Origin of the sequence: Planococcus plakortidis (assembly GCF_001687605.2) — a bacterium.
Taxonomy (GTDB): domain Bacteria; phylum Bacillota; class Bacilli; order Bacillales_A; family Planococcaceae; genus Planococcus; species Planococcus plakortidis.
Genome location: NZ_CP016539.2, coordinates 626600 through 651419, shown reverse-complemented (window position 1 = coordinate 651419; position 24820 = coordinate 626600). Strand labels below are relative to the sequence as shown.

Annotated in this window: 27 protein-coding genes and 1 riboswitch; of the genes, 10 read left to right on the top strand and 17 right to left on the bottom strand. The window is 50.9% G+C overall.

Features of this window, described 5'->3' with window-relative positions; genetic code table 11:
* Window positions 1-13: 13 nt before the first annotated feature.
* The 4 genes from BBI15_RS03430 to BBI15_RS16370 all read right to left on the bottom strand — a co-directional run bounded on the left by BBI15_RS03430 (window position 14) and on the right by BBI15_RS16370 (window position 2595).
* Window positions 14-556 carry a helix-turn-helix domain-containing protein gene (locus tag BBI15_RS03430; RefSeq protein ID WP_068872234.1) on the bottom strand — a complete coding sequence of 181 codons (543 nt, stop codon included), beginning with the start codon at window positions 554-556 and terminating at the stop codon, window positions 14-16.
* 217 nt (window positions 557-773) lie between these two features.
* A complete protein-coding gene (locus tag BBI15_RS03425; protein WP_084632725.1) occupies window positions 774-1436 on the bottom strand; it encodes a hypothetical protein in 663 nt (220 codons plus the stop codon).
* A 33-nt stretch (window positions 1437-1469) separates the two neighbouring features.
* Window positions 1470-2135, bottom strand: coding sequence for a hypothetical protein (locus BBI15_RS03420; protein ID WP_068872233.1), 666 nt, complete (start codon window positions 2133-2135; stop codon window positions 1470-1472).
* A gap of 304 nt (window positions 2136-2439) precedes the next feature.
* Window positions 2440-2595 carry a hypothetical protein gene (locus tag BBI15_RS16370; protein ID WP_157101616.1) on the bottom strand — a complete coding sequence of 52 codons (156 nt, stop codon included), beginning with the start codon at window positions 2593-2595 and terminating at the stop codon, window positions 2440-2442.
* 202 nt (window positions 2596-2797) lie between these two features.
* Here BBI15_RS16370 and BBI15_RS03415 point away from each other — a divergent pair, with 202 nt between their 5' ends.
* Complete coding sequence (locus BBI15_RS03415) at window positions 2798-3064, top strand: hypothetical protein (protein WP_068872232.1); 267 nt, start codon at window positions 2798-2800, stop codon at window positions 3062-3064.
* A 27-nt stretch (window positions 3065-3091) separates the two neighbouring features.
* Here BBI15_RS03415 and BBI15_RS03410 read toward each other — a convergent pair whose 3' ends face one another.
* The 4 genes from BBI15_RS03410 to BBI15_RS03395 form a co-directional block, all read right to left on the bottom strand.
* Window positions 3092-4384, bottom strand: a complete 1293-nt coding sequence (locus tag BBI15_RS03410; RefSeq protein ID WP_335645698.1) for a M48 family metallopeptidase — start codon at window positions 4382-4384, stop codon at window positions 3092-3094.
* A 90-nt stretch (window positions 4385-4474) separates the two neighbouring features.
* A complete protein-coding gene (locus BBI15_RS03405; protein ID WP_068872227.1) occupies window positions 4475-4807 on the bottom strand; it encodes a hypothetical protein in 333 nt (110 codons plus the stop codon).
* Complete coding sequence (locus tag BBI15_RS03400; RefSeq protein ID WP_068872223.1) at window positions 4804-5010, bottom strand: hypothetical protein; 207 nt, start codon at window positions 5008-5010, stop codon at window positions 4804-4806. The genes BBI15_RS03405 and BBI15_RS03400 overlap by 4 nt, the downstream gene beginning before the upstream one ends.
* Window positions 5003-5227, bottom strand: coding sequence for a hypothetical protein (locus tag BBI15_RS03395; RefSeq protein WP_068872222.1), 225 nt, complete (start codon window positions 5225-5227; stop codon window positions 5003-5005). The genes BBI15_RS03400 and BBI15_RS03395 overlap by 8 nt, the downstream gene beginning before the upstream one ends.
* A 179-nt stretch (window positions 5228-5406) precedes the next feature.
* Here BBI15_RS03395 and BBI15_RS03390 point away from each other — a divergent pair, with 179 nt between their 5' ends.
* Window positions 5407-5697, top strand: coding sequence for a hypothetical protein (locus tag BBI15_RS03390; RefSeq protein ID WP_068872221.1), 291 nt, complete (start codon window positions 5407-5409; stop codon window positions 5695-5697).
* 48 nt (window positions 5698-5745) lie between these two features.
* Here the strand turns inward: BBI15_RS03390 and BBI15_RS03385 are convergent, their stop codons facing one another.
* Together BBI15_RS03385 and BBI15_RS03380 are read right to left on the bottom strand one after the other, a co-directional pair.
* Window positions 5746-8331, bottom strand: coding sequence for an ABC transporter permease (locus BBI15_RS03385; protein WP_068872220.1), 2586 nt, complete (start codon window positions 8329-8331; stop codon window positions 5746-5748).
* Window positions 8328-9011: an ABC transporter ATP-binding protein gene (locus BBI15_RS03380; RefSeq protein ID WP_068872218.1), complete on the bottom strand. Its 684-nt coding sequence runs from the start codon at window positions 9009-9011 to the stop codon at window positions 8328-8330. The genes BBI15_RS03385 and BBI15_RS03380 overlap by 4 nt, the downstream gene beginning before the upstream one ends.
* 480 nt (window positions 9012-9491) lie before the next feature.
* Between BBI15_RS03380 and BBI15_RS03375 the strand changes: the two genes are divergently transcribed.
* Window positions 9492-9698 (top strand): hypothetical protein, encoded by a 207-nt coding sequence (locus BBI15_RS03375; protein WP_068872217.1) that lies wholly within the window; start codon window positions 9492-9494, stop codon window positions 9696-9698.
* A gap of 109 nt (window positions 9699-9807) precedes the next feature.
* Here the strand turns inward: BBI15_RS03375 and BBI15_RS03370 are convergent, their stop codons facing one another.
* The 3 genes from BBI15_RS03370 to BBI15_RS16365 all read right to left on the bottom strand — a co-directional run bounded on the left by BBI15_RS03370 (window position 9808) and on the right by BBI15_RS16365 (window position 11783).
* On the bottom strand, window positions 9808-10812 hold the full coding sequence (locus BBI15_RS03370; protein ID WP_068872215.1) for a sensor histidine kinase: 1005 nt from the start codon (window positions 10810-10812) through the stop codon (window positions 9808-9810).
* A gap of 2 nt (window positions 10813-10814) precedes the next feature.
* Entirely contained in the window at window positions 10815-11498 is a 684-nt protein-coding gene (locus BBI15_RS03365) for a response regulator transcription factor (protein WP_068872213.1), read from the bottom strand.
* A 117-nt stretch (window positions 11499-11615) separates the two neighbouring features.
* Window positions 11616-11783, bottom strand: a complete 168-nt coding sequence (locus tag BBI15_RS16365) for a hypothetical protein (RefSeq protein WP_157101615.1) — start codon at window positions 11781-11783, stop codon at window positions 11616-11618.
* A 148-nt stretch (window positions 11784-11931) separates the two neighbouring features.
* Window positions 11932-12031: riboswitch (purine riboswitch) on the top strand.
* 289 nt (window positions 12032-12320) lie between these two features.
* Between BBI15_RS16365 and BBI15_RS03360 the strand changes: the two genes are divergently transcribed.
* Window positions 12321-13505, top strand: a complete 1185-nt coding sequence (locus BBI15_RS03360) for an MFS transporter (protein ID WP_068872211.1) — start codon at window positions 12321-12323, stop codon at window positions 13503-13505.
* Between the two features lie 135 nt (window positions 13506-13640).
* Here BBI15_RS03360 and BBI15_RS03355 read toward each other — a convergent pair whose 3' ends face one another.
* Together BBI15_RS03355 and BBI15_RS03350 are read right to left on the bottom strand one after the other, a co-directional pair.
* Window positions 13641-14585 carry an Abi family protein gene (locus BBI15_RS03355; protein WP_068872209.1) on the bottom strand — a complete coding sequence of 315 codons (945 nt, stop codon included), beginning with the start codon at window positions 14583-14585 and terminating at the stop codon, window positions 13641-13643.
* 16 nt (window positions 14586-14601) lie between these two features.
* On the bottom strand, window positions 14602-16590 hold the full coding sequence (locus BBI15_RS03350) for a penicillin-binding transpeptidase domain-containing protein (RefSeq protein ID WP_068872207.1): 1989 nt from the start codon (window positions 16588-16590) through the stop codon (window positions 14602-14604).
* Between the two features lie 165 nt (window positions 16591-16755).
* Here BBI15_RS03350 and BBI15_RS03345 point away from each other — a divergent pair, with 165 nt between their 5' ends.
* The 5 genes from BBI15_RS03345 (at window position 16756) to BBI15_RS03325 (ending at window position 20112) form a co-directional block, all read left to right on the top strand.
* Window positions 16756-17610, top strand: a complete 855-nt coding sequence (locus BBI15_RS03345; RefSeq protein WP_068872205.1) for a CPBP family intramembrane glutamic endopeptidase — start codon at window positions 16756-16758, stop codon at window positions 17608-17610.
* Between the two features lie 139 nt (window positions 17611-17749).
* On the top strand, window positions 17750-18172 hold the full coding sequence (locus tag BBI15_RS03340; RefSeq protein ID WP_068872203.1) for a hypothetical protein: 423 nt from the start codon (window positions 17750-17752) through the stop codon (window positions 18170-18172).
* 97 nt (window positions 18173-18269) lie between these two features.
* Window positions 18270-18830, top strand: coding sequence for a hypothetical protein (locus BBI15_RS03335; protein ID WP_068872201.1), 561 nt, complete (start codon window positions 18270-18272; stop codon window positions 18828-18830).
* A 134-nt stretch (window positions 18831-18964) separates the two neighbouring features.
* Window positions 18965-19519 carry a DUF6609 family protein gene (locus BBI15_RS03330; RefSeq protein ID WP_157101613.1) on the top strand — a complete coding sequence of 185 codons (555 nt, stop codon included), beginning with the start codon at window positions 18965-18967 and terminating at the stop codon, window positions 19517-19519.
* A 215-nt stretch (window positions 19520-19734) separates the two neighbouring features.
* Window positions 19735-20112 carry a hypothetical protein gene (locus BBI15_RS03325; protein WP_068872199.1) on the top strand — a complete coding sequence of 126 codons (378 nt, stop codon included), beginning with the start codon at window positions 19735-19737 and terminating at the stop codon, window positions 20110-20112.
* Window positions 20113-20639: 527 nt separating this feature from the next.
* Here the strand turns inward: BBI15_RS03325 and BBI15_RS03320 are convergent.
* Window positions 20640-21380 carry a nucleotidyltransferase domain-containing protein gene (locus tag BBI15_RS03320; RefSeq protein ID WP_068872198.1) on the bottom strand — a complete coding sequence of 247 codons (741 nt, stop codon included), beginning with the start codon at window positions 21378-21380 and terminating at the stop codon, window positions 20640-20642.
* Window positions 21381-21476: 96 nt separating this feature from the next.
* Window positions 21477-22361, bottom strand: a complete 885-nt coding sequence (locus BBI15_RS03315) for a TIGR01777 family oxidoreductase (protein WP_068872197.1) — start codon at window positions 22359-22361, stop codon at window positions 21477-21479.
* 170 nt (window positions 22362-22531) lie between these two features.
* On the opposite strand from BBI15_RS03315, the gene BBI15_RS03310 reads away from it, so the two are divergent.
* Window positions 22532-23800 carry a dicarboxylate/amino acid:cation symporter gene (locus BBI15_RS03310; protein ID WP_237150904.1) on the top strand — a complete coding sequence of 423 codons (1269 nt, stop codon included), beginning with the start codon at window positions 22532-22534 and terminating at the stop codon, window positions 23798-23800.
* The last annotated feature ends 1020 nt before the right edge of the window (window positions 23801-24820 follow it).

Here is a 24820-nt window from a genome sequence, read left to right as displayed (position 1 = left end):
TCCTTCATTTAAATTAAAAAATCACCGGAGTCAGGACGCATAGGATGACCGTTTCTTCGTTCAAAATATTTTCCCAGGAATGAGGCACTTCTGAAGGATAGTGAATGGAATCACCTTCTCTCACGATATATTCTTTGCCATCCACCTTGAATAAGGCAGCTCCTTTCAAAACATAATAGAATTCTTCACCCGGGTGATTCGAAGTCTGATTTTGCTCCTGATTTGGAGCTAACGTAACGAGCAGCGGCTCCAAACTCCTGCCGCCGAATTCACCGTTCAATCGACTGTATGTTGTCGGCGCCCCTTCCAACTTGAAAGGTTTTCTTTCTTTCGCCGGGAGCATGTAATTGTGGTTCACTTCAGTGTCGAAGAAAAATGTGATCGGAACTTCGAATGCATCCGCTATTTTTTTTAAAGAAGTAATCGCCAAAGAGGAAGATCCTCGCTCAATTTGTGATAAAAAACTGACAGATAGATTTGTCTTCTCGCTCAGGTCTTTCAAAGTTAAACCTTGTTCGATTCTTAAATGCTTAATCTTTTGGTGAATTTCATCCATGATAGATTCCCTACTTTCTAAAATTACAGTGACACAGTAAAAAATATGTTTTAAGAAAACTTTTTCTCATAATAGCATAAAAAATTTATAATAAACAGAATTTTTTTATTTTTATTGATAAAATTCTAATTTATTTTCAAAGCAAATTTTTTTTAAAAATTTTTTCATAATAAGAAGCCCGAATCCAATAAAGGATTCGGGCTTCTTGAAATTTATTCTACTCTTCACCCATCTCTTCCAACGCCTCAGGATAAGTAGTCGTATTGAACACTTCCCCGCTCTCCGCGTCTTCCATCTCGACGATGACTTTGTAGCTGTCAGGGTCTTCCCCGTTGAATAGCTGATACAAGGAACCGACTACTCCAAGGGTCATCGTCGCAATGCCGTCGAAGCTGTTTTCGTACGCTTCACGGTCGACTTGGACGATGAATTGGTCGTAGTTGTCGGATGTTTCGATTGCCTGGATAGACGGATAGTCACCGGACTCGGTGATGGTAGTGGTCGCTTCTTTGACACTTGTTGCGACTTCTTCCATCATTTCTTCGTGCTGGGCTTTCGACATTTTGTAAGTGATGGAACCGTCGTCATTGACGATCGCTTCTTCTGCGTTGTCGACGTTCGCTGCGACTTGTTCCGGGTCTTCCCCTTCGAAGAACGAGGACGGAATGGTTACTTCGACGTCAAACAGCCCTTCATCGACGCTGACGCTTCCGCCTTCTTCATCTGATTCCGCTTCTTCTGCATCTGCATCCTGCGTCTCGGTCATCGTGTCTGCCGCTCCGTCAGTTTCTTCAACCGGTTCCGTTTCAGGTTCGCTGTCGCTCGAGCAAGCGGCGAGTGCCAAACCGCTCGCTGCGATGATTGCTGCAAATTTCTTCATAAAATATCCTTCTCCCTTTGTGGTTTCTCCGTTTTATTCCTCTGTGCTGAAGAACACATTGTCCCAATTTCCGTCTTCAAAGACCAAGAGGATCGGATCATCTTGTTTCACCATATTGACCACTTTGCCATCCAACGTGCCGCCTTCATAGACTTCCCCGTTCAATTCGGGCTCCACGACGACCGATGTCCAGTCATACGGCGAGCCGTCGCTGCCGATGAAGCTGAAGTTCATGGCATCCACATACCAGGCGTAGTCTTCCGTTTCCGCTTCCACGAGTGTCGCCGTCACGTCAGCCATCAGGTATTCATGGCCTTCTGCAGGCTCTTCGTTGAATTCGTTTGTGCTTTGGATTTCTTCCCATGCTTCCTCGCCGCGCGTCACGGAATTGACAGTGATTTCCGCTTTGCCTTCGTAGGAATTGGACTCATTGTCGAAGATGGTGATGTCGACTACTTTCGTCTCACCGACCGCTACCGGATTCGAGCGTTTGCCCGCTTCCGACTCTTCCGTTTCTTCTTCCGCTGCTTGTTCCTCAGCAGGCTCTTCTTCTGCTTCGCCGACTTCTTCTTCCGTCTCTTCCACGCTTTCGGAAGCTGTCGTATCTTGTTCCTCATTGACCTCGGTCGTATCCGAACCGCAGGCGCTGAGCGTCAATGCTGCACCGATCGTTCCTGCCGCAAACCATTTTTTAATCATTCTCCTCGTCCTCCTCATTTCTTTGGTGTCCAGTGAATCAAGACGGCCTCTCGTGTCATCTTTTCTTCATCGGAATGACGAATAAATGTTATGTTGTTAATGACAAATTATACTAGATGAAATATATAATTACCAATTAAATGGGTTATTTCACTGATATTACCTATTCATCACAAGGAGATAACAGTCCTGCTGGAAAATTGATTTACACACAAAAAAGAGCCTGCGGTTGCACAGGCTCTTTTCCCAGCTCTTATTTTTATGTCGGTGTTTTCAAAACCCTATTACCGATACCGGCACCGGGTCAATCCTCTTCTTCCTCTTCGCCATCCTCCGTATCGGTCAATGTATCATCCGCGCCGTCGTTTTCTTCAAGCGGTTCCGTTTCCGGTTCGCTGTCTCCTGAACATGCCGACAATGCCAAACCGCTTGCCAAGATAAGTCCTGCAAATTTCTTCATTTCAAACAGTCCTCTCTACTTAAGGTTTTGAGGGTTCATGTAAGTAGGGCCGTGTCTGTTATTCATCAAGGTCATTCCGATTGCTGACTGATTGGGGGTTACTCCCTGCCTACCCGCCGAGCGCCAACACATAACCTATTCAGCCAAAATCTATGTAACTTTTGTCGATGCAGTCGCGTCTATCTGGGAAAGAGGTGAAGCCATGAAGCGCTTGAGTTTGCTCATTATATTCTTAAGTATTTTTCTTATAGGCTGCATGCAACAACCGCAGATCACTGAATCCGAAGTCCTCGCAATCATTGAAGAGCTTCATACGAATCCGTTCGGAGATGCGGAGGTCCTGTCCATCGAGTACAGTTGGGGGCGCTATGAAGTGGAGTGGGAGAACGCAGGAAATTGTGAATGGGGCATCGATCATGTCGATGGCGATGACGGCAGCGTAAAAATGAAACAAGCGTCGATCTGTTAGCGATCGACGCTTGTTTGTTGATATCTATTAATAGCCTTGTTCGAGCATTTCCATGAACTCTTCTTCGGAATCTGCGCCCATTTCATCAATAGCGCTTAAGCCGTCGGGTCCTTCAAATGTTGGGTCGGCGCCATTTTCGATAAGCAGTTTGGCGCTCTCGTAATCTTCGTACATGACGGCAACTGCTAAGGCCGTTGTGTAATAGTCGGATGTGTTCACCTTGGCCCCTGCGTCTACCAATGTTTGGATCACCTCAGGGTCGCCCCAGTGGACGGCGTACATCAAGGCGTCAGAGCCTTCCGAGTCTTTCGCATGAATGTCCTCACCGTCAGCGAGTGCTTGTTCGACACCAGCGACATCACCTGCTGCTGCGGCTGCCATGAGCGGAGTCTCACCTTCGATGCTATACATTTCATCGTAGAACGCATCGTCAAATTCGGGTAAGAACGAATCGGCAATAGCTGAGGTGGTGGCGAACACGCCAAGAACTCCAGCGTACGCCAAGCTCAAGGCAAGAGCGATGGCGACTGCCCCAAGAGCAATCCGGCCGTGTTTCGGCTGGTAGAATTTGACGTCGGCCTTGCTGAACCAGTCGATCGATTGGATGCGTTTTGGCAAACGCGGATGCGTCGACAATACTTCGGCCAGCCAAACGAATGCATTCGATTCGGTGTGGATCTGTTCACGGTACGCATCTTCGTTCACTTCCGCATATGCTTTCTTGCCGATGCCAAGCAGTGTCAATGCGCGTTTCGCAGCAGCAGCATCTTGAATTTCGTAGGCGGCGTGGCGATCGCATGTGTATTCACACGAGCGACTATACGCCGTACTGAGGAACGGGATGAACCCGGCCGGCAGGATCAACAGGTTTTTCCAGACGTGGCAGCGTTTTACGTGAGCCAGTTCGTGGGCGATGATAAAATCCAGTTCATCTTGGCCTTGCTCGCGCGCCAGTTCAAACACTTCCGAATACAACACGACCATGTCGCGCCCGAAGAAGCGTGTTGCAAAAGCGTTGAGTGCTCCTTCCGATTGAACGACGAATACGTCTGGGACTCGGCCGATTTCCATTTGCGCAGACAATATCTTTACGCGTTCGTAGACATCCGGGAATTGGCGCTCGTGGATGCGCACCCCGTTGCCACGGATTGTCCCGAGCATGACTGCATTCGTGAATAGCAAAAAGGCAAAAATCGCCAAGGCGATGGCGATTCCGATAATGGATACGGCGGCCAACACATAAATCAACACACTGATAATGACGCTAAGAATAAAATAAATGCTCTCTCTATCTGATTGAATGTTCGTCCTGCTCATCATTTTCTCCCTCTCGATTTGGAATATCTTACATATAATAGCACTTACTGCTCATTTGGAGAATAGGTTTTTGGGGTGTGGGATAAATTATTTTTATGGTGTGGAGAAATCGGTTTTGCAGGCTTGTTGGTGGCTCCTAAGCGCATAATAAAAACGCCGATCTATTGGTGATCGACGTTTGTAGAATAGATTATTTTTTGCCCTCTGCTTTTTCAGCCAGGCAATCAGCAAAAAGTATAAAGCGAAAGCAAGGATGGCGACTGGAATCATCCACTGCAGATACTCAAAATACGTGATGCCACTGCTTCGGTAGACCATTGTCCCGGCCCAGGCAGCGAGAACCCCTAACGGAAAAATAAGCAAAGGGTCCTTTTGTTTCGAAATGATCGGCTCTGTCAGGTATTCCTTGATTTCCGGCCAGTTCATACACGTTCACCTGCCCGCTCTTGTTTCTTGCGGCGCTTGTTCTGGACGATGGGCCGCAGCACACCGAATAGAATGAATCCGGCAATCAATGAGCCGACAACAAACAACCAATCCGGCTCGCCTCCAAATATGTAACTCACCCAAAACGCGACGACAGCGTATGCTACTGCCCATAAAATAGCTTTTACTGTAAGGTTAATCATTCCGATTATCCTCCCAGTTGGTTTGTGTCTTCTTCTCTTTTGCTAGCCGCTTCTTCTCCATGCGCGGCCAAATAAATACAGAAAGAAGAAATCCAGCAATGACGGAACTGATGACCAGATTCCAAACCGGCTTTCCTTCTATGATGTACCCTATAATCAAAGCGACTGCGCCATAAGTGGGGATCACCCATAACGCATTTTTCCATCGGTTATTCATTTTTTCTCCTCCCAACTCTCCTACCCTGTTACCCTCAGGGAATAATTGGAAACCTTTTCGGTAAGATCGCTGGTTGGTTTTCAAGCAGAACTTCAGCACTTGGAAATTTGTGTTAAACTGTACTCAACTATACAGACACTCACCTCAGATTGGCATCCACCAAAAGGAGGCTGTTCAATATGGAATACGCCGCAGCCAGTGGCATTTTGCTCGTCTCGCTGCTTCTCGCCTTTCAGCTCGGTAAGGACTATTCGCGTAAAGGCAAATACATCATCTGGGGCGTCACGACGATGTTTATCATTTGCCCCTTGTTTTCCTGGCTTGTCAGTATGGGCTATGCCCATTATGAGCGAAGCGGCTGGGCCGCAGTGGCGATGCTTGCCATCCTGTACCCTAGCACGTTCATTATCGGCTTGGTGTTGTTATTGATCGGGATTTTCCGCAAGAAAGACACTGTTCGTAGAATCTAATGTTCTATGCAAAAAACGCGCTCCGCCAAAAGGCAGAGCGCGTTTTTCTTATGCATTTTCCTGTTTCAAACTCTCAATGATGTTATCGTTTTTAATTTTCGCGATCGAGTACAGCATCGCCGCTCCGACGATCAAGAAGATGACGACGATGACAAAGGCGACGCTGCCCCACGGGACGATGAATCCGTAATCGAAGGTCTGGCCGAGTGCAAAATGCATGGCAACCATCGCCGCGAAACTTATCGGCAAACCGTAAGCGAGTGCTTTGACGCCGTAGAACAGGCTTTCGTAACGAATCATTTTATTGAAGCCTTTCGGGGTCATGCCGACCGAGCGCAGCATGGCGAATTCCCGTTTTCTGAGCTGAACGCTGGTCGAGATGGTGTTGAAGATGTTCGCGATGGAAATGAGCGAGATCAAGGTGATGAAGCCATACGTGAACACTTGCATGAGCAAGACCAATTGTTCTTCTTGCTGGCGCCGCTGGAAGACATTCGAGATGTCAATACCCGCTTCGTTGATTTCCAGAATCTCGGCTTCCGTTTTCATTGGGTCGCTCGATGCAAGCGTGATGGACGGGTACGTGTCGTCCGCGATAAAGCCGAGTTCATCGAGCGCATCCATCGGCACGATCAAATCCAAATTGCCGAGATAGGAAGCGGACACACCCGCAGGCGTTTCGTCTGTCAGCGCGGCGATTTCGACATTGGCGAGCACTTCCGGTTCGATTTCCTCACCCATTTCATCGATGGAACTGCCAAGAAGTTCTAAACTCTCGCCTTGCTCCACTTTGACAGTCTCCGTTTCTTTCAACGTGCCGGACATGCCGTCTTGGTAGACTACTTTGTCGATAAGGATGGCACGCGGCGTTTCCTGTCCGAAATCGGCTGGATCGACGCCGATTTGTTCTGCGTATTGCTCGAAGTTTTCACTGTCCATGGCATAGACCGACACGTAATATCGGTAGCGGTCGTCGACGAGCTCCGTTTCGCCCCGTTCAATTTCTTCAAGCAAGGCTTCCGGCAATCGGTCTTGCGAGATATGCGCTTCGCCTCCTGCCTGACGCATCAAGCCGGCCTCCGTGACATCCGGAAGGTTTGCGTATTGTTCGAGGCTATCTTCGTTCAGTTCACCGCCATACAATTGGATATCGTATCGCAGCTCGCTTTGCGTCATTTCAAGCGATGTTTTCAAGTTATTGGTGAAATACGTCACCGACAAGAACAAGACAATCGAAATGACCAGTGAGAACACCGTAGCCAAATAACGTTTGCGGTTGCGCTTCAAGTTTTTCAAGCCGATTTCCGCTTCCAAGCCAAACAGCTTGCGCACCCATTTCGAGGTCTTCACGGCTTTCCCCGTCAGTTTGATGTCTTGCGTTTGGCGGATGGCGTCGATCGCCGAGATCTTCGACGCTTTTTGCGCCGGAATGTACGTTGAAATCAAAATCGTCAGTGCCGAGACGCCGATTGCGACGACAAGCATCATCGGCGTGACAACGACTTCGAGCTCTTGCTCGACATTGAGCGCGCCTTGCAAGAAGGTGTTTACGAACTGGAAGGTCACCCAAATGCCGCCAAGCCCCGCAAGTATGCCAAACGGAATGCTGATGGCGCCGATGATGGCCCCTTCGAAAAATACCGAGTTGCGTTTCTGGCGTTTCGTCGCCCCGACGCTTGCGAGCATGCCGAGATGGCGTGCGCGTTCGGAGACGCTGATGGCGAACGCGTTGTAGATAAGGGCCACGGAGCCGATGACAACGATGCCCATCATGATGCCGGCGAGCGAGAACAAGGTCGACCGCAAATTATCGTTTTGCGTCGCGCCGTATAAGCGCAGAAGATCCGAGTTGAAGTCAACCGACGGAATGCCTTGTGCTTCGGCAAACGCTTTGGCATCATCGAATAAATCATTGTTGATTTTTGAAGCGACAACGTAACCGTCAAACGTGTCATCCACTGCGGCCGTGTTGGTGTCAGTAAATCCGACGACGCTCACGACCGGCAGCCAAGACACTTCCCAGCCCGGCTGCTCGATGATGCCGACGATGTCGAAGGTTTGCTCTTCTACATTAACCAGTTCTTCATTAAACGTATCGCCTTCACCGAATTGCATGGCATCGAACTCTGACAGCTTGCGATTTTCCAAGCTGTGCATGCGTTCGCCTATGCCAGCGGTCAAAGTGTCGCCGACTTGGTACGTTTCGTCGGAATTAGTGTTTAAAGTTTCCGAGATAACGACTTCATTGGCGTTTTCAGGCAAGCGCCCTTCTGTGAGCGCAAGCGGGAAATGATCCATGCCTTGTGCTTCGAAGTTGCGAAAATAAAGATAACGTTTGTTTTCCGTTTTGGCGCTGTCGAATGCGGCAAAGCCATCGCTCGTGACAATAAGCTGTTCGGTGTTGTCGTCTTTAGCAACCGCTTCGAGCTGTTCGACATTTGCGTCTTGATACTGCACATGCCATTCGCCGTTTTCTTCGATGTCCCCGCGAATCAACAGATCGAGAAACGACACGCCGAGCGTTGCGACGGCGGTGATCATGGCGACGGAAATGATGGCGCCGATGATGGTGACAAGCGAGCGCCGTTTGTTTTCCTTCAAGTGGCGGACGGTGACTTTATTGACGATGTTCATGAGCGGATGACCTCGTCTTTGGCGATCTTGCCGTCTTCGATCGAAATGACGCGGTCGGCTTGCAAGGCGATGCGCTCATCGTGTGTGATGACGATCAAAGTCTGCTTGAAGGTTTTGTTGAACATCTTCAGGAGCTCCATGATTTCCTCGCTGTTTTTGCTATCCAAGTTTCCGGTCGGCTCGTCCGCGAGCATGATTGCCGGGTTGCTGACGAGCGCACGTCCGATCGACACGCGCTGCTGCTGGCCGCCGGATAATTGGTTCGGCAAATGGTTGAGGCGTTGGTCGAGCCCTAGCGCCTCGGAGATTTTTCGGAATTGATGTTTGTCGACGCGTTGTTCATCGAGCAGCATCGGCAAGGTGATGTTTTCTTCGACCGTCAAGATTGGGATTAAGTTGTAGAATTGATAGATCAAGCCGATTTGGCGGCGGCGGAAAATCGCGAGCTGCGTTTCGTCGAGTTGATAGATGTCCGTGCCGTCGATTGAGACCTTGCCGCTAGACGGTCGGTCGACGCCGCCGAGCAGGTGAAGCAAAGTCGATTTGCCGGAACCCGATGGCCCGATGATGCAGATGAATTCGCCTTTGTTGACGCTAAACGACACATCGTCGAGTGCGATGACTGCCATTTCATCCTTGCCGTATACTTTTGATAAGTTTTTTACTTCCATGATTGTCATGAGTGTACCCTCCGTTTGGTTACTGTTTATATTGAAATCGAGTATTTTCGAAGCATTCCGTAAAGCTGCTACGCTTGCCGCGGGCGAGCGCTAAGCCGCTTCGTCGCTGCACTCCTGCAGGGTCTTAGCTGTCTCGCTTTCCCGCAGGCGTCTTCGCAGTTTACTTCATTTTTCTATCATCAAATAGATAGAGATGCGGGTTAATCAAAAATTAACGGAATACATTCACCAGATTATGAACTCTTGATTTACCTGATAACTTCAGTATAGAGAGGGTTCATGACTGTCCGGTGACTTTTAAGTGACAATCTGGTCACTTAAGGAATATTGGCTGGAGATCTGTTTTAGTCCGTTTGAAAGTGGAAGGGAATTTCCGGGTATTGATTCCATGTTACAATTTCATTATCAAAACTCCTATTGAGTTCAGTTGGTTGCACGGATTTAGCGTGAAACGACTCACCCATATAGAGGAGGGAAAACGTGGATTTCTTATTGTGGTTTATGGGCGGGTTCATCCTTATCGGCTTGCTTGTGTTCCTTTCGATGAAGAAACGGATGGATGCGAAGCTTGCGCGGGTCAAGGCGAAGCCGGACAGTGGGGAAACTGCCGAAGATACCAAGCATTTGATATGGTGGGTATGGGGCGTTACCGCTTGGGGTGTTGCCAGCATTGCGCTGGTCGTCTGATGGTTTAATAGCACCTCGTGATAAACCTTAAGGTTAACTAATAAATACTGAACAGGAATTCCGACGGCGCGGCGTTTCTGTTTTTTCGTTCCACCAAAAAAAGCAGGCGCTAGATCACCTGCTTGTAGAATTTGATATGGAAGCGGGTGCCCTCACCGGGTGTGCTTGCGACTTCGATGCCGCCGCTCTGGCTGGTGATGATGCTGTAGGCCATGGCGAGGCCGATGCCGACCGAATCGTCGGCCGCGTTTTCGCCTTTATAGAAGCGCTTGAAGATGTACGGTAAGTCTTTTCTCGAGATGCCGCTGCCGTTGTCTTCGATTGTGATATCGGTGTAGAGCGCGTTTTCACCGTAGCGGATGGTGAGCTTGCCGCCTTCCCCGGTATGTTCGACGCAGTTCTTCAGGATGTTGATGAGTGCTTCGGCCGTCCAGTTGAGGTCGCCACTGAACACGGCATTCGGGTCGCCTTCGATCTGCAAATCCTGCATTTTGATGTCCATCGGGATGAGCAAGGGTTCGACCGCTTTTTCGATGAGCTTGGACACCGGGATGCGGTCTTGTTTGAATGAAATCGTGCCGGCGTCAATCTTCGACAGTTTGAGTAATGACGCCACAAGCCAGTCCATGCGCTCGAGCTGTGTGTGGAGGTTGCGGATGAATTCCCTGCGCTTCGCGTCATCCAAGTCGCTGTCGCGCAACAGGTCCGCCATGACCATCATCGAGGTGAGCGGCGTTTTTAATTGATGGGAAATGTCCGAGATGGCGTTCGTCAGCTTGCCTTTGTCTTCAGTGAGCAGCGCGCCGTGTTCCGACAGCATTTTCGTCACTTTGTAGATTTGCGTCTTGAGTAAGCTCAGCTCGCCTTCGCGGTTGTCGCGCACGTCGAGCTGAAAATCGCCGCTGCTGATTTGCTGGAGGAAACCGGACAAGCGCTCGATTTCCCGGTAGCGCCACCAGGTGAAGATGATCGCCGTTGCACTCAGCAATAACGCAACGCCGAGCACGAACCACGCGGCTATATAGGAAACGAAGATGGCTGAGAAGATCGTGCCGAGCGCACTGATCGTGATAAGTGCAAGCAGCAGCCAGCGGATTTCAATATTGCGCAGCATCCTTACTCACCCGCCTTATAGCCCATGCCGCGGACCGTTTTGATGAGTTCGGGGCGTGCGGGATCATCTTCCAGCTTTTCGCGCAGCCGTTTAATGTAGACCGTCAGCGTATTATCGTTGACGAAATCGCCGCCGACGTCCCAGATGCGGTCGAGCAATTGCGCCCGCGTCAGCACTTGGCCGAGGTGGTTCGCGAAAATGAGCAGCAAGCGATATTCGAGCGCAGTGAGGAGAACTTCATTGCCCGCTTTATGGACTTTGCCATCCGAAGTGTTGATCTGAACGTCGCCCAGTTCGACGACGGTCTTCGGCTGTGCATGACGCTGATAGCGGCGCAATACGGAATTGATGCGCGACAATAATTCACGCACGCGGAACGGTTTGGTAATGTAATCGTCCGCGCCCATATCGAGCCCCATGACGACATTCACTTCATCATCGAAAGCCGTCAGGAAAATGACCGGGATGTCGCTTTTCTTTTTCACAAGCGCGCATAAATCATAGCCGCTGCCATCGGGCAAGGACAGGTCGAAGAGGCATAAATCGATTGCCGAGAGCTGCCCTTCGATTGCTGCGGTGGCATCTTTTGCCGTGTGGCATAACACCGTGGTGAAGCCTTCCTGTTCGAGCGAATATGTCAGGCCGGAAGCGATCGTCCGGTCGTCTTCGACTACGAGTATGTTCATTGATATTCCCCTATTCCTGTTAAAATGAAAAAAGCCTGTACCGGTAGATTTGTTATCATCTACGATACAGGCTTTCGCTCCGAGTGACTAGCGGGATCCGCCAATCCCCAGAAAATCTTAAGAATTGCCTTTTGGCTTTTTCGCTTTTTTATCGGCGTTTTCAGAGCTGTAGATAATGCCGAGCGCCAGGAACGCGATGCCGAGCGCCGGCGACATATCGCCCGTGAAACTCAAAATCAAAAAGATGAACCCGAGCATGAGAAAGACGTGCCCTGTCGATTTCATCGTCTCCACCCTTTCTTATTTTGCTGTGTTTTCCATTGTAATGAAGTATACGGCCAGTCCTTGAAAAAGTTTCGGTTTCCCAAGAGGTCGGACGTCTATTGTATATTCTCTTGCATAAAACCTGTCTATGTAGTAAGCTGTTCAAAGTGAATAACCCCCATAATCTATCTGTATAACCTTAAGGATACGGCTTAAGGGTCTCTACCAGGAACCGAAAAATCCTGATTACAGAAAGCGATCTTTTCGTTTTCTGTAATCAGGATTTTTTTTATTTTCTGAAGATACTTCTGCAAGTTGGACTTACGAAGCCTTGAAAAGATGAGACCACTCAGCTGATACGCAAAAGATATGGAGCAAAACAGCGCAGACTCCTGGGGGTTCAGCGAAGTGCTGAAATCCATTCGGGCGTATAGCCCGAATTAGTTCAGCTCGAGCCCCCCGGAAAGCCAGCTGTTTTGCGGAATATCTGGTGAAACACTCCAGCCATTAAAAGGCGCAAATCCGTAAAACTTGTATATATGAAAGGAAGCGTATGTAATGAATTTGAAAGTTTATATTTTAGCCCTCGCCACAGTGGCGGTCGGGCTTGTGGAATTGATCATCGGCGGCATCTTGCCGACCATCGCCGAAGAGTTCGATGTGTCCGTGAGCGCTGCCGGCCAGTTGATCACCTTGTTCGCCTTGATTTATGCCGTGGCCGGCCCGGTGCTGCTCATTGCGACGAGCCGCTTTGAGCGCAAGAAAGTGTATTTGGTTTCCATGTTCATCTTTTTCCTCGGGAACATCATGACCTTCTTCAGCCCCGACTTCACATGGATGATGATCGCGCGCGTCATTACCGCGGCGAGTACGGCGCTCATCGTCGTATTGGCCTTGACCATCGCCGCAAAAATCGTCGAGCCGCCTTACCGCGCGAAAGCGATCGGCTTGATCTTCATGGGAATCAGCTCGTCGCTCGTGCTCGGCGTCCCGCTCGGCATCCTGATCGCCGATGCGTTCGGCTGGCGCGTCATTTTCCTTGCGATCGCAGCCTTGTCGCTCGGTTCGATGGCCTTGATCGCGCTTTACATCCAGCCGATCCCAGGAGGCACGGCGATTCCGCTTAAGCAGCAATTAAAAGCGGTGGCGAGTGCCAAGATCGGCACCGCCCACCTCGCGACGCTGTTCATGCTCGCCGGCCATTACACCGTATATGCCTACTTCACGCCGTTTCTGGAAACGACCATGCAGCTCAGCCCGTTCTGGGTCAGCGCCTGTTACTTGATCTTCGGCATCGCGGCAGTGAGCGGCGGCGCAATCGGCGGCACCATGTCCGATTCAATCGGCTCGAAAAAGAGCATCCTTATCGTCATCTCGGCGTTTGCCGTCAGCTTATTCGTGCTTCCGTTCACGACATTCTCGCTTATCGTGTTCTTGCCGGTGATGGTCATTTGGGCCGCGCTCAGCTGGGCACTTGCCCCGCCGCAGCAAAGCTATTTGATCGAAACCGATCCGGCCACATCCGACATCCAGCAGAGCTTCAATAACTCCGCGCTGCAAGTCGGCATCGCGCTCGGCTCCGCAGTCGGCGGCCTCACCTTGACGCAAACCGGCTCCGTCACGAGCACCGCCTGGGTCGGCGCCGTAATCGTACTAATTGCGCTCGGCTGTGCGGTGTTCTCGATAACGCGCCCGGCGATTGAACGCAGTATACGTAACTATCAAAAATCACAGAGTCTTTAATAGAAAAAAGGCCTGGTCCGCGGACCAGGCCTTTTTTCTATTCGCGGAATCCTGCTTCTTTTATAATCCACTCAGTTGCTGGAATGTACAGCAACCAAGCTCTATAAATACCAAAAGACTGTCTCAAAGTCTTTTTTATTCGCGGAATCCCGCACTTTTCATAATCCACACATACGGCCGCTCCGGCAACGCTTCCTCCAAGCTCCGGATCAATTCCAACAGCTCCCGAGTGAAAACTTCATACTCATCTGCTGGCGACACAGCTTTCAGAACTTTAATGAGGGAAGCCGTCGTGCCGCGGGTGATCTGGCCTTTTTCCTGATGCAGCTGCGCCTCCAAGCGCGTAAGTTCGAGCGGGGACCTGAGCCGGAACGAATACAGCACTTCTTCATGCGCCGCTTTGTTCCGGAACGGGAACGCAATCGACAGGATCTCGTCGAGTTCCGCTGCGTTCAGTCCGGTGCCATGCTCTCCTGCATCGTCTGCAAAATCCTGTGCGATGCGCATGCGCAAGTCTTGGTCGATGACCGTGTAGAAGTTCGTGATCTGGCCGAGCGACAGGAAATTGACGAGCACCCAGAGCGGCAAGTTCTTGTGCTTTTCGTAGAACTCACGGAGCTCGGGGTAGCGCACGCGGTGGCGCTTTCGGTGGCTTTCGATCAGATTATTGAGCGTCACCGTAATGCGGTCGCGTTCGTGAAAATGAATTTCGTCCGGACTGTAATTCGCACTGTCGAGAAAGCTGTCGACTTCCGGGAAGCGTTCGGAAAACCGGTAGGCAAGCTTGGACTTGATGCTGCGCTCGAACTTCAATAATTCCCCGAGCACAAGCAATCGCAGCTTGCGGTCGAATTGGTACAGCGCGAGGATATGATTGAACGTCGTGCCGGTTTCGTACAGTTCCTCGCCGTACGGATTTTTCGTTTCATTGCGCTCAAGGAACGGCTCCTTGTAACCATCGATCAGCGCGTAGTAATTGTCGCGCGACAGCACGCGTCTTGCCGCCGCTTCGTCTTCGATTGCGAGTCCGCGGCTTTTCAGGATCGCGAGCTGTTCGTCATGCGTCGAAAAGCTTTTCATGTCCACCTCTCCCTGTTTATTCATCCCTGAACAATGCGCCCGCAATGCCCGCTGCGTCTTTCTCATCTTCCATCATGACCGCAGCGGACAGATTGCCGACTTTCGGGTCGTAACCGGCGAACCAGGCCATGTCGCCGCCGTCGGTTTTGATGACAGCCGTCTTGCCGGCAAGCTCATGTCCCTCTTCGTCGCCTGCTTGTTCAAACGCTGCGCGGACCGATTCCGCTTGTTCTGCACTGAAGAGGCCCTGCTTCAGGTTTTCTTCTTCGGCGTCTTTGATTAGGACCGGCTTTTTCAGGTCGCCGTCCGCCAAAAAGGTGCCGTACATGAGCGCCGTATGGAGGATATTGAGGCGCACTTGGCTCTGTCCGGATGCGGAACTCGCGAGCTGGCCTTCCGAGCCGAACGTTCCGCTTTCCGAGATTTCAGACGCCGCAAGCTGCAGCGGATAGTCGAAGGCCGTGCCGAAGCCGAATTCATTCAAGCCTTCCGTGAAACTATCGTCCGGCATATTGGTCGCCTGGATCGCGAAATAGATGCTGTCGGAGTGGACGAGCGCTTTTTCCAAGTCGACCGGATTTTTGACACCCGGATTCGGGCGGGTGATGCGGAAATCGTTCCAGGACGGGAACTTCTGCCACGTTTCCCCGTCGATCTCGATGCCTTCTGCCGGGTCGAGCGTCCCTTCCTTCATGGCGACGGCCGCCGTGATCGGCTGCATCACATAGGACGGCGGATAGGCCGCAGCTGCCCGGTTGAAGAAGGGCTGGTCCGGATCATCGGCGAGCTCTCGGAAGCGGCTTTCCTTGATGCCGGGAATGAAATCGTTCGGGTCGTAAGCCGGCGAACTGACCAGCACATGCGTCTCGCCGGTGTACGGGTCGACCGCAGCGGCAGTGCCCGGCTTATCGCCCATCTCTTGATAGATTTCCTGTTGGAGCTCCGCATCGATCGTCAGTTCGATCGTCTCGCCGGCTGCCGAGGAGTTGTCGACGGCGGTGATCGTTTCGTTCTGTGCGGTCTTTTCAATCAAGATCTTGCCCCCGCGTTTCCCGCGCAACTCGGTTTCGAAAATTTCCTCCAAGCCTTCGCGGCCGACAATATCGCCTTGGCCGTAGCCTTGCCCCTTGCGTTCTTCCAGCTGTTCAGCGGTGATCGGCGCGATGTACCCGGTCAGATGCGCCATCGACTCGCCGTACGGATAATGGCGCATCGTCACTTTCGTGCGCTTCGTGCCGGGAATCGCAAACAGCCGGTTCAATTTCTCGCGGTCCGGCCGGACAGTCCCGAGCGGCACGTAATGATGCGGCTCGACCCACGGCTTTTCGAGTTCTGCGTCAATGTCTTCGACGGACAAATCCAAAAGCCCCGCAAGCCGCTCCGTGTAATCGTCGCGGTCGAAATTCCCCGGCACGACGCCGATTTCATATGCATCCGTATTGCCGGCGATGACCTTGCCGTTGCGGTCGACGATCTCGCCGCGTTCGGTATCGCTGATTTGCACGGATACATTATCGCCTTCCGACAGGTTCGGCAAGATGAAGGAAGGATCCCATTCCGCGAACCATTCGCCCGCTTCGTTTTCTTCTGTCTCCTCGTAGACAAAGCTCAAGGTCTTGCCGAATTCGATCTCGCCGATGACGCTGTCCATCGAAATCGTCAGCGGGATATCCGCCGGCTCGTTTTTCAGCCACGGCTCTTCGCCCACTTGCCAATCGATCTCACGCTCCGACAGCGACAATTGCTCTTCGAGTTCCACTTGCCACTCAATGAAGGTCTCTTCGCTGAACGCCGACTTGGCGCGCTCCGTCAAGAATTCCTCATATAGCGTTTCGTATTCGCCCGCTTGCCACAACTCCATGAATTCCTCTGCGCGCGGTTCCGGCGATGCGACCGTCTCCGGCTCCGCTTCTTCCGGCACCGGCGTTTCCGCTTCCTCGTCAGAACACGCCGCAAGCACAAGCGTCGCCCCAAGCCCGGCCATCCATAGCTTCCCTTTCCCCATTGCCATCCCTCCGTCTCCATTGCCTTTTCTACCATCTTACCCTGAAAACGCTCTCTTCAATACGGTAATTTTTGGATAAGGGAGTGGAATTCGGGAAGAATCTCATTCAATATGAAACAAACCGCCCGATCTTCCGTATAATTAAGGCAGAAAAGGAGGCCATTTATGTTCGCTGAAATGAAATCGCGTTATTTGATTCTCTTCACCATCCTCGGCGTCCTTGCGACTTTGATCATTTTCATGCTGATTGGCGCGGATGCCGTCACGACCGAAATCGCGGTGCAGATTGCCTTTTATATTGTCGTCCCGTATTTTTTCTTTCATTATTATTGGGGCAAGAATCCCGATTGGTCGCTGAGTGAAGTGGCTACCACGAAAGGCATCAAGCCATGGCTCCCTGCCATTGTCGGCATGGTATTCGTGTCGATTGCGTTTTCGCTGGCGATTTTCTGGCTGCAGCTCACCATCCTCTCCCCGGCTTTTCCGTGGCTTGCGGAATTATTGCTCGAGCCGGTCGACATGCAGGGCGGTAGCGGATATGAATATTTCATGTTGCTGACGCTCGTGATCCTCGCGCCCATTGTCGAGGAATTCGTCTTCCGCGGTGTGTTCTTAACTCGTTTCGCGGCGAAAACCTCGATGTGGGGCGGCATCTTGATCTCGAGTTTGCTGTTCGGCGTGCTGCATCTTGATTTCGTCGGCGCGTTCCTGTTCGGCATTATCGCGTCGCTCCTGTATTTGCGCACCGGTAATTTATTGCTGCCGATTTTGTTCCACATGCTCAACAATGCGCTGGCGGCTTTGTCGATGTATGTGCCGGTCGATGAGGTTTTCGCGATCGACTGGTTTGTCGTCACGACGATGGCTGACATCGAAACGAAAGCGTTCGCGAACATCATCATCATGATCATCAGTGCATTGCTCACGGCCTGGATCATCTACCGCCTCGCCAAAGGCCTGAAACAGGAAACAAAGGCGCATGGAATCGTTGAACCGCTGGCCGAAAGCGATGCACCGTAAGGAAAATTGTCGATGATCTGTCACGCCGCGTTCATATAGCGTTTATATTCGTGCGGTATGATACAGTCATACGAATTCAGGGGATTTGCAGCGGCCGTCATTGTTCGGCGCTGTGCCCAAAAGCTATAGGAGGATTTACATGAACAATACAGCTACACCGCGCAATAATTCAGTAGAGAAAAAATGGAGCCTGCGCCTGATCCAGTTCTCGGCGATTTTTGGTTTGCTTGGGACGTATCTCGGCTCGCATATGGCCGGCCAGATGGATTACGCGCTGCGCCCGATTCACGCCCACATCCTGCTCGTCGGCTGGCTATCGGTCTTTGCCTGGGGCGTTTTCTACCGCCTGTATACGGTGAAGTACAAAAAACTCGTGACCATCCACGGATTCCTTGCGATGATCGGGGCAGTCGGTCTGACCGCCGGCATGTGGTTCTATAATTTAAATCCGTTCAATATGAACGATACGTTCGTCTTGATCTTCTTCATCGTCGGCGGCACGCTGTTGCTGTTCGCCTTCGCCTTGTTTATGGTCATCACGTTCTTGACGGAAAAAGACTGACGAAAACGCCCGGTGCATCCGGGCGTTTTTTCATTTCCCCCTATCGAATGAAATACCGTATAATGGAAGCAACGAGATACGGAAGGGGAAATTATGGATGACCCTACAAAATTTAATCCAAAAACGCATGCTCGTATTGATCGGCCTCGTGCTCGCTGCAGCCTTGATCATTGCGCTCGTGTGGAGCTCGGATACCGTCGAGACGGCGGAACAGGCCGTGCGCGACGGTGACGATGATTTGGTGCTGACGCCTGTGTATGAACTGAACGGCCGCGCGCTGTTTTTCTTCATCCGCGGGGATGGCCATTTCGGCGCGGCGACGGCGACGGAATCGTGGTTCGGCTGGCGGCTCGAGACGAGAAGTGAAGGCACCATCCCTTCGTTCGATGACCCCGACCGGATCGATAATTATATGAGCCATGAAGACGGTTTTGTCTACGGCCTGTTCGACCCGGCAGACGGGCGCCACGTGCAGATCGGCGAAATGCCGGCTGATCAACTTTTGCTCGGCGAACGCTTCCCGGGCGAGTTAATGGAAGAAACCGGGCTTGCCGGAAAAGCGGTCTGGTTTACCGAGAACGCACCCGAAGAACGCCCGATCCCGCTTCAATTGCTCGATGCAGACGGGCAGGAATTGCAGCGTTTGGAAATGTATTAATAAAAAAAAGCCTTCATCGTGCAGATTTCTCATGCACGGTGAAGGTTTTTTTATGCCGAAGATTTCCAGGAAACTTTTATGGCCTTGATTCGTATCTGACATTAGAACTTATTATAAAGCGGGAGGAATAGCATTTGACGATTAAATCGGATTATCCAATTAAATACCCCACTCAACGAACAAGTGGGGTTTGGCTTCTCTACATCGGAATGATTATTATCGCCGCCGCATTTGCCGGAGGGCCACTGCTCGTTCACCCTATATTGCTTGGGTTCGGTTATGCGATCGGATTCATGTTGATTTTGGTATTGCCTTTTGTGAACCAGAAACTGGCATACGGCAAAAACTCTAAGTTTCAAGATCAGCTGGATAACTGGGCAATTTTTCTAAATGTTGCTTTATGTACAGCATGCGGACTCGTCATCGGCTTTTCGGACCTTAGAGTATTTTGGCTGAGCCTGTTCATTGCCGTCGGAATCCATTTCGTCCTTTTTTATTTCTCTCAAGGCAGTTGGATGGTAGTGCTCGCCATTTTGACAATTGGCAACGGTGCACTTGGCTTACTGCTTGTGGATGTCCCTTTTCTTGTGTTTGCTCTGATAGATGGCGGATTGAAAATGGGTGTCGGATTGAAATTTCTTCTGCAAAAACAATCTGCATTGGAATCGGCGAAACATATTTCCGTGTGATCTCCAGAGTTTAGCCACCTAGGCACAAAATCAGTGTTTTCAACGCTAAAAATGTAAACAACCTATTCAACTTTCCATTGCCCCACAATAATCAAGTAAAACCATTGTTTTATGAAAGATATTGTGAATATTTTCTGAATAATAAGGTAGAATAATGAAGAACAGGGAACAGCTCCCATTAAGTAGAACTTATATCAAAGATTGGAGGGAGCTTTATGAAAAAGATAATTGGACTTCTGGTTCTTGCGTTCGATTTAAGTGGATGTGTAGATGGTGATAGATACAACTTCTCGGGCAGCAGTGAAAACTGGGATGTGTTTTATGTTGTGGACGTTTCTGATGGGACAAATCAAGAAAAAAGCGGAACAATTAAATACGTAGGAGAAGGCAATGCACCTGAAATGATAGATTATGAAATAGAAGCCAGTGGAAGCGGTTCAGAAGGAACAGGAATTACACTAAATGAAGGAACCGCGGATACCGGGAGAAGTAGTTGTGAAGGATGCGCTGTTATTCAAGAGGACGAGGAAATTGAAGTAGAAATTACATGGAATGGCCAAACTGAAAATTTACTATTAACTACTGACAACTAACATCGCTTTTAGCGGTGTTTTTTTATGAAAGCTCTCGGTTAATATAGAGAGGTTTTATTTATTTTTATATTAAAATTCGCCGTCCTAATGTTCACTTGACGGCGAATTTTATTTCATTATAGACGTACTTGATCGAATAATTGTAAGCCCTGTGATTAAGGCACCTTGAGCTGCAAAGCATGATGCTCTTCTACATCTCATATTGAGTATGCTGAAGCAGAGATCCTATACTCTAAAACTAGAGACGAAGTGGAAGGGGGCTGACGCCTGTGGGACCGCGCGGGCTGGCGAGACAAACGTGCCGCGCTCTTTGGCACGTTGGCCGGGCACCCGCCCCATCCCCGGGCAGCTGAAAACGCGACGTCCTGTCGCATCAGCTGCATGACTCGCATCCTGCGAGCCCCAAGCAGCCCCCTGGAACGCAGTCGAAAAACGAAAGCTTTTCCTATCACTTCTTTTCATAATATGTCCTGTTTTATTAGTTGTGTCATTCATTCATAAAAACTAAATCCTCTTGAATCATAACCTCAAAGCTTCTCCGGCTTCCTCTCCGCTTCCGCTTTCCCGATCGAGAACCCGTCGAACAAGCGGCCGCCGTATGGCTCGAGCACGCTTTCGACGAATTCGATGATATGCGCCGTTTCGTCGGTCCAGTAAAAATGCTCGAAGGCTTCGACAAAGCGGACTGCCAGTTCATGGTCGTGCGCTTCGAGTGAACGGATCACCCACTTGGACGAGCCGATCCATTTGCGCTCGGTGCGCAAGATGAATTCGCTCACCAAATCCGACAGCGTGTTGACGCAAAACAGCCGTTCTTTCCGGTCTTCGCTGCCCCGCAAGTCGTCGAGCACATCGGTGATGAAATAGCGTTTCGTGCGGATCGTGTCCGTGCTCCACGGTTCCGGCCCTTCTTCGAGCAAGGCTTTCGCTTCCTGCTGGATGCTTTCCATGATGCCGGTGTCTTTCAGGACGATGCCTTCGCTGACCATGCGCGGCATGCTTGGCTTGGCGGCTTTCCGGTCGTTTTCGAAAAATATTTTATACGACGTAAGATTGTAGACGAATACTTCGATCGGCCAGCCGAACGCGAACAAGGACTCACGGTACGAGTTCATCAAGGTTTCATCGAACACGACGATATCGAGGTCCGAAGTCGCCGTCTCCTGCCCGCGCACGACGCTTCCCGCAAGCAGCGCACCACGGCAATGGCGGAAATTCGTTTCGACAAATACTTTTGCTGCATGGATCGGATCCAAACGTTCTTTCATGGCTATTTCCCCCAAAGTCTGTTTGTCTTTAGCATACCCTACCTGGTGCAGAATTGCGCATAAAAATACAGACATTCTGTTGAATGCCTGCGTTTCTTAATTATTCAAGTCAGCCAGCGCGCTCCTGAGGCCCGGATAGCGGAAGCGGAAACCTTCCCGCACGAGCCGCTCCGGCACGGCCCAGCGGCTTTTCAGGATCAATTCCGTTTCGGTCCGGAGTGCGGCTGCGCCTGTTTCGAGCATCCATTTCGATGCAGGGAGCCCGGCACGGCGGTTCATCGATTGTCGCAGCATTTTCATCCATTCCTGGTTCGTGACCGGATTCGGCGCGGATGCGTTGAAGACGCCCGACAGTTCATCGCGGTGCTGCATGAAACGCACGGTGCGGTACAAGTCTTCGATATGGATCCAGCTGAACATCTGCCGGCCACTTCCTTGTTTGCCGCCGAGCCCGTATTTCACGAGCTTGCGGTACGGCTCCATGACGCCGCCGTCACCGAGGACAATGGCGATGCGCAATGCCACTTGGCGCGTGTCCGGCAAGTGGCATGAAAAGAAGCTGTCTTCCCAGGCTTTCGCGACGGCTACGGAAAATCCGCGCCCGATTTCCCCATCCCGCTCCGTCATGGGGCGGTCTTCGGCATGGCGGTAAATCGTGGCTGTGCTGGCATTGACCCATAATTCGGGAGCGGTGCTGCATGCTTTGATCACTCGGCCAAGCGTCTCGGTCGTTTCGGTGCGGGAATTAAAAATCTCGCGTTTATTCGCTTCGGTGTAGCGGCAATTGACGGATTTCCCGGCGAGGTTGATCACCAGTTTGGCCCCGTCAAGCGCATCTTTCATGGCGCGTGCGTCGTCCCATTGGATATGCCCTGACTGTCTGGAAATGATGTGAACGCGGTAGCCGAGACGCTCGTATTTTTCTTTCAAGTACGTTCCGATGAACCCCGTGCCGCCTGCGATGACTGCTTTCTTAACCATATTTTTACCTCTTTTCGCCGTAATTCTATCATGATAGACGACAGATCTATAAGAATAGTTGCATTTTTTTAGGGAATCCCTTTCCAAGCAGAGAGGTCTGTTGAAACTGTTGCTTTTGTTCCGCTTCGGTTACACTTGTTTTTATGCGTTTCCTTAAATGAAGAAAGTTGGTGGATGAATTGAAGAAAAAGAAAGGCTTAACGTTTAAAGTCATCAGTGCCTTGATCTTAGGTGCGATCACAGGTTTGCTGTTAAATCTTTTTGCGCCTGAAGTTTTCGAAATACTCAATCCTTACGTTTTCGTGCCGGTCGGGCAGATTTTCCTTGCCCTTATCAGCATGCTCGTCGTGCCGCTCGTGTTCTTGTCGATTGTCCTCGGAACTGCAGGGCTTGGCGATCCGGCGAAACTGGGCCGCATCGGCATCAAGACGATTTCGTATTTCCTCGTGACGACGACCATCGCCATCACCATCGGGCTCGGCTTATCTGCACTCGTCCAGCCAGGTGCTGCAGGTGATTTCGATATCGACGCGGCGACTTACAGCCCGGACGATGCCCCGTCGATCGCCGACACCTTGCTCAACATCATCCCGAAAAACCCGCTTGAAGCGATGACCGAAGGCAATATGCTCCAGATCATCGTCTTCGCGGTCTTTGTCGGCCTGGCGCTTACCGCGCTTGGCGACAAGACGAAAGGCATCTTGAATCTCGTCGAACAGGGCAATGAAATCATGATGTACCTTGTCGGCATCGTCATGCGTTTTGCCCCGTACGGCACATTCGGCTTGATTGCCACGGCGATCGGTTCGCAAGGCCTCGCGGCGATCCAGGCGATGGGTTCCTATATGCTCGTCGTCATCGGCGCGCTTTTGATCCACGCCATCTTGACCTATGGCGGCACCGTGTGGCTGATGGCGAAAAAGAGCCCGGTCTGGTTCTTCAAGACCTTTATGCCGGCCATGACGGTCGCTTTCAGTACATCGAGCAGCACGGGCACGCTTCCGGTATCGATGGAAGTGGCGCAACGTGACTTGAAGATTCCGAAGTCGGTCAGTTCCTTCGTCCAACCGCTCGGCGCAACGATCAATATGGACGGCACGGCGATCATGCAAGGGGCTGCGACGATGTTCATCGCCCAGGCCTTCATGGTCGACCTGACTTTCGGCCAATTGCTGACGGTCGTCTTGACGGCTGTGCTTGCGAGTATCGGGACAGCCGGCGTTCCTGGTGTCGGGCTGATCATGCTCGCGATGGTCCTGTCGAGTGTCGGCCTTCCGGTTGAAGGCATCGGGCTTGTGCTCGGGATCGACCGCCTGCTTGACATGTCCCGCACCGCAATCAATATTTCCGGCGATGCGGCTTGTGCATTGATGGTCGCAGAAACCGAGAAAAAGCACGGCTTGACAGAAGAAACAACGATCGACACGCAAGAAGCATAAAATAGAAGAAAGCCTCCCGGCGATACCGGGAGGCTTTCTCTGTGGAGATATGATTATGGATCGCCACTTTACATATGGAAATCGTTTAGTGTTTGAGGCTGCGCTGCAGGTGGATGCTTGCCTAAGGGCGGGAATCGAGCCTCCTCGTCGTGCAAAGTACGCACTCCTGCGGGGTCTCTCAAACCCGCTGATCCTTCAGGCGTCCCCACCTTTCGCTTCGCCTCCGCCTTTAGAGCGGAAAAATATTTCTTCATTCTATCTAAGCTACATCTGGAAATGCACTATACTTTGTACATCGTTTCATATAGAACAGAAAATGAACTCTCGCTCATCCCTATGATCAACAAAGTTTCTGATTCAATTCCCGTTAGATGGATGCCTCATTTCAGGAAGCGATTCCCCCGCTAGCCGGCAACTGATTACAGAAACAAATCCATTTAAACAATCTAGATGCAATGAAATCTCTCAGCTGCCGAGCGTCCAGGGTGAAGCGAAGCCGTAAGACAAGTGTTCTTCTTGGCTTACGGCGGGAGCTCAACCCAAAGCACGGCAGCGGCTACCCACATGATACTCGAATCGAATACCAAAGCAGTTTGACAGACAAACTCTCACTATCTGCTTCAAGCTTACTCTGGGAAGCGATTCCCCCACTAGCCGGCAACTAGGTATAGAAGCAGATCACTTTAAACAAGCAACATGTAACGAAATCTCCAAGCCGCCAAGCGTCAAGGGTGAGCCGACGCAATAAGACAAGTGCTTTTCTTGGCTTATTGCAAGAGGCCATCCCAAAGCATGGCGGCGACTGCCAAGACGATGCTCAACCAGAAAACCGAAACGTTTCCACAAGCAAACCCTCGCTATCTTACTTTAACTATCACCCGGGGAAGCGATTCCCCCGCTAGACGGCAACTGATTACAGAAGCAAATCCATTTAAACAATCTAGATGCAATGAAATCTCTCAGCTGCCAAGCCTCCAGGGTGAAGCGAAGCCGTAAGACAAGTGTTCTTCTTGACTTACG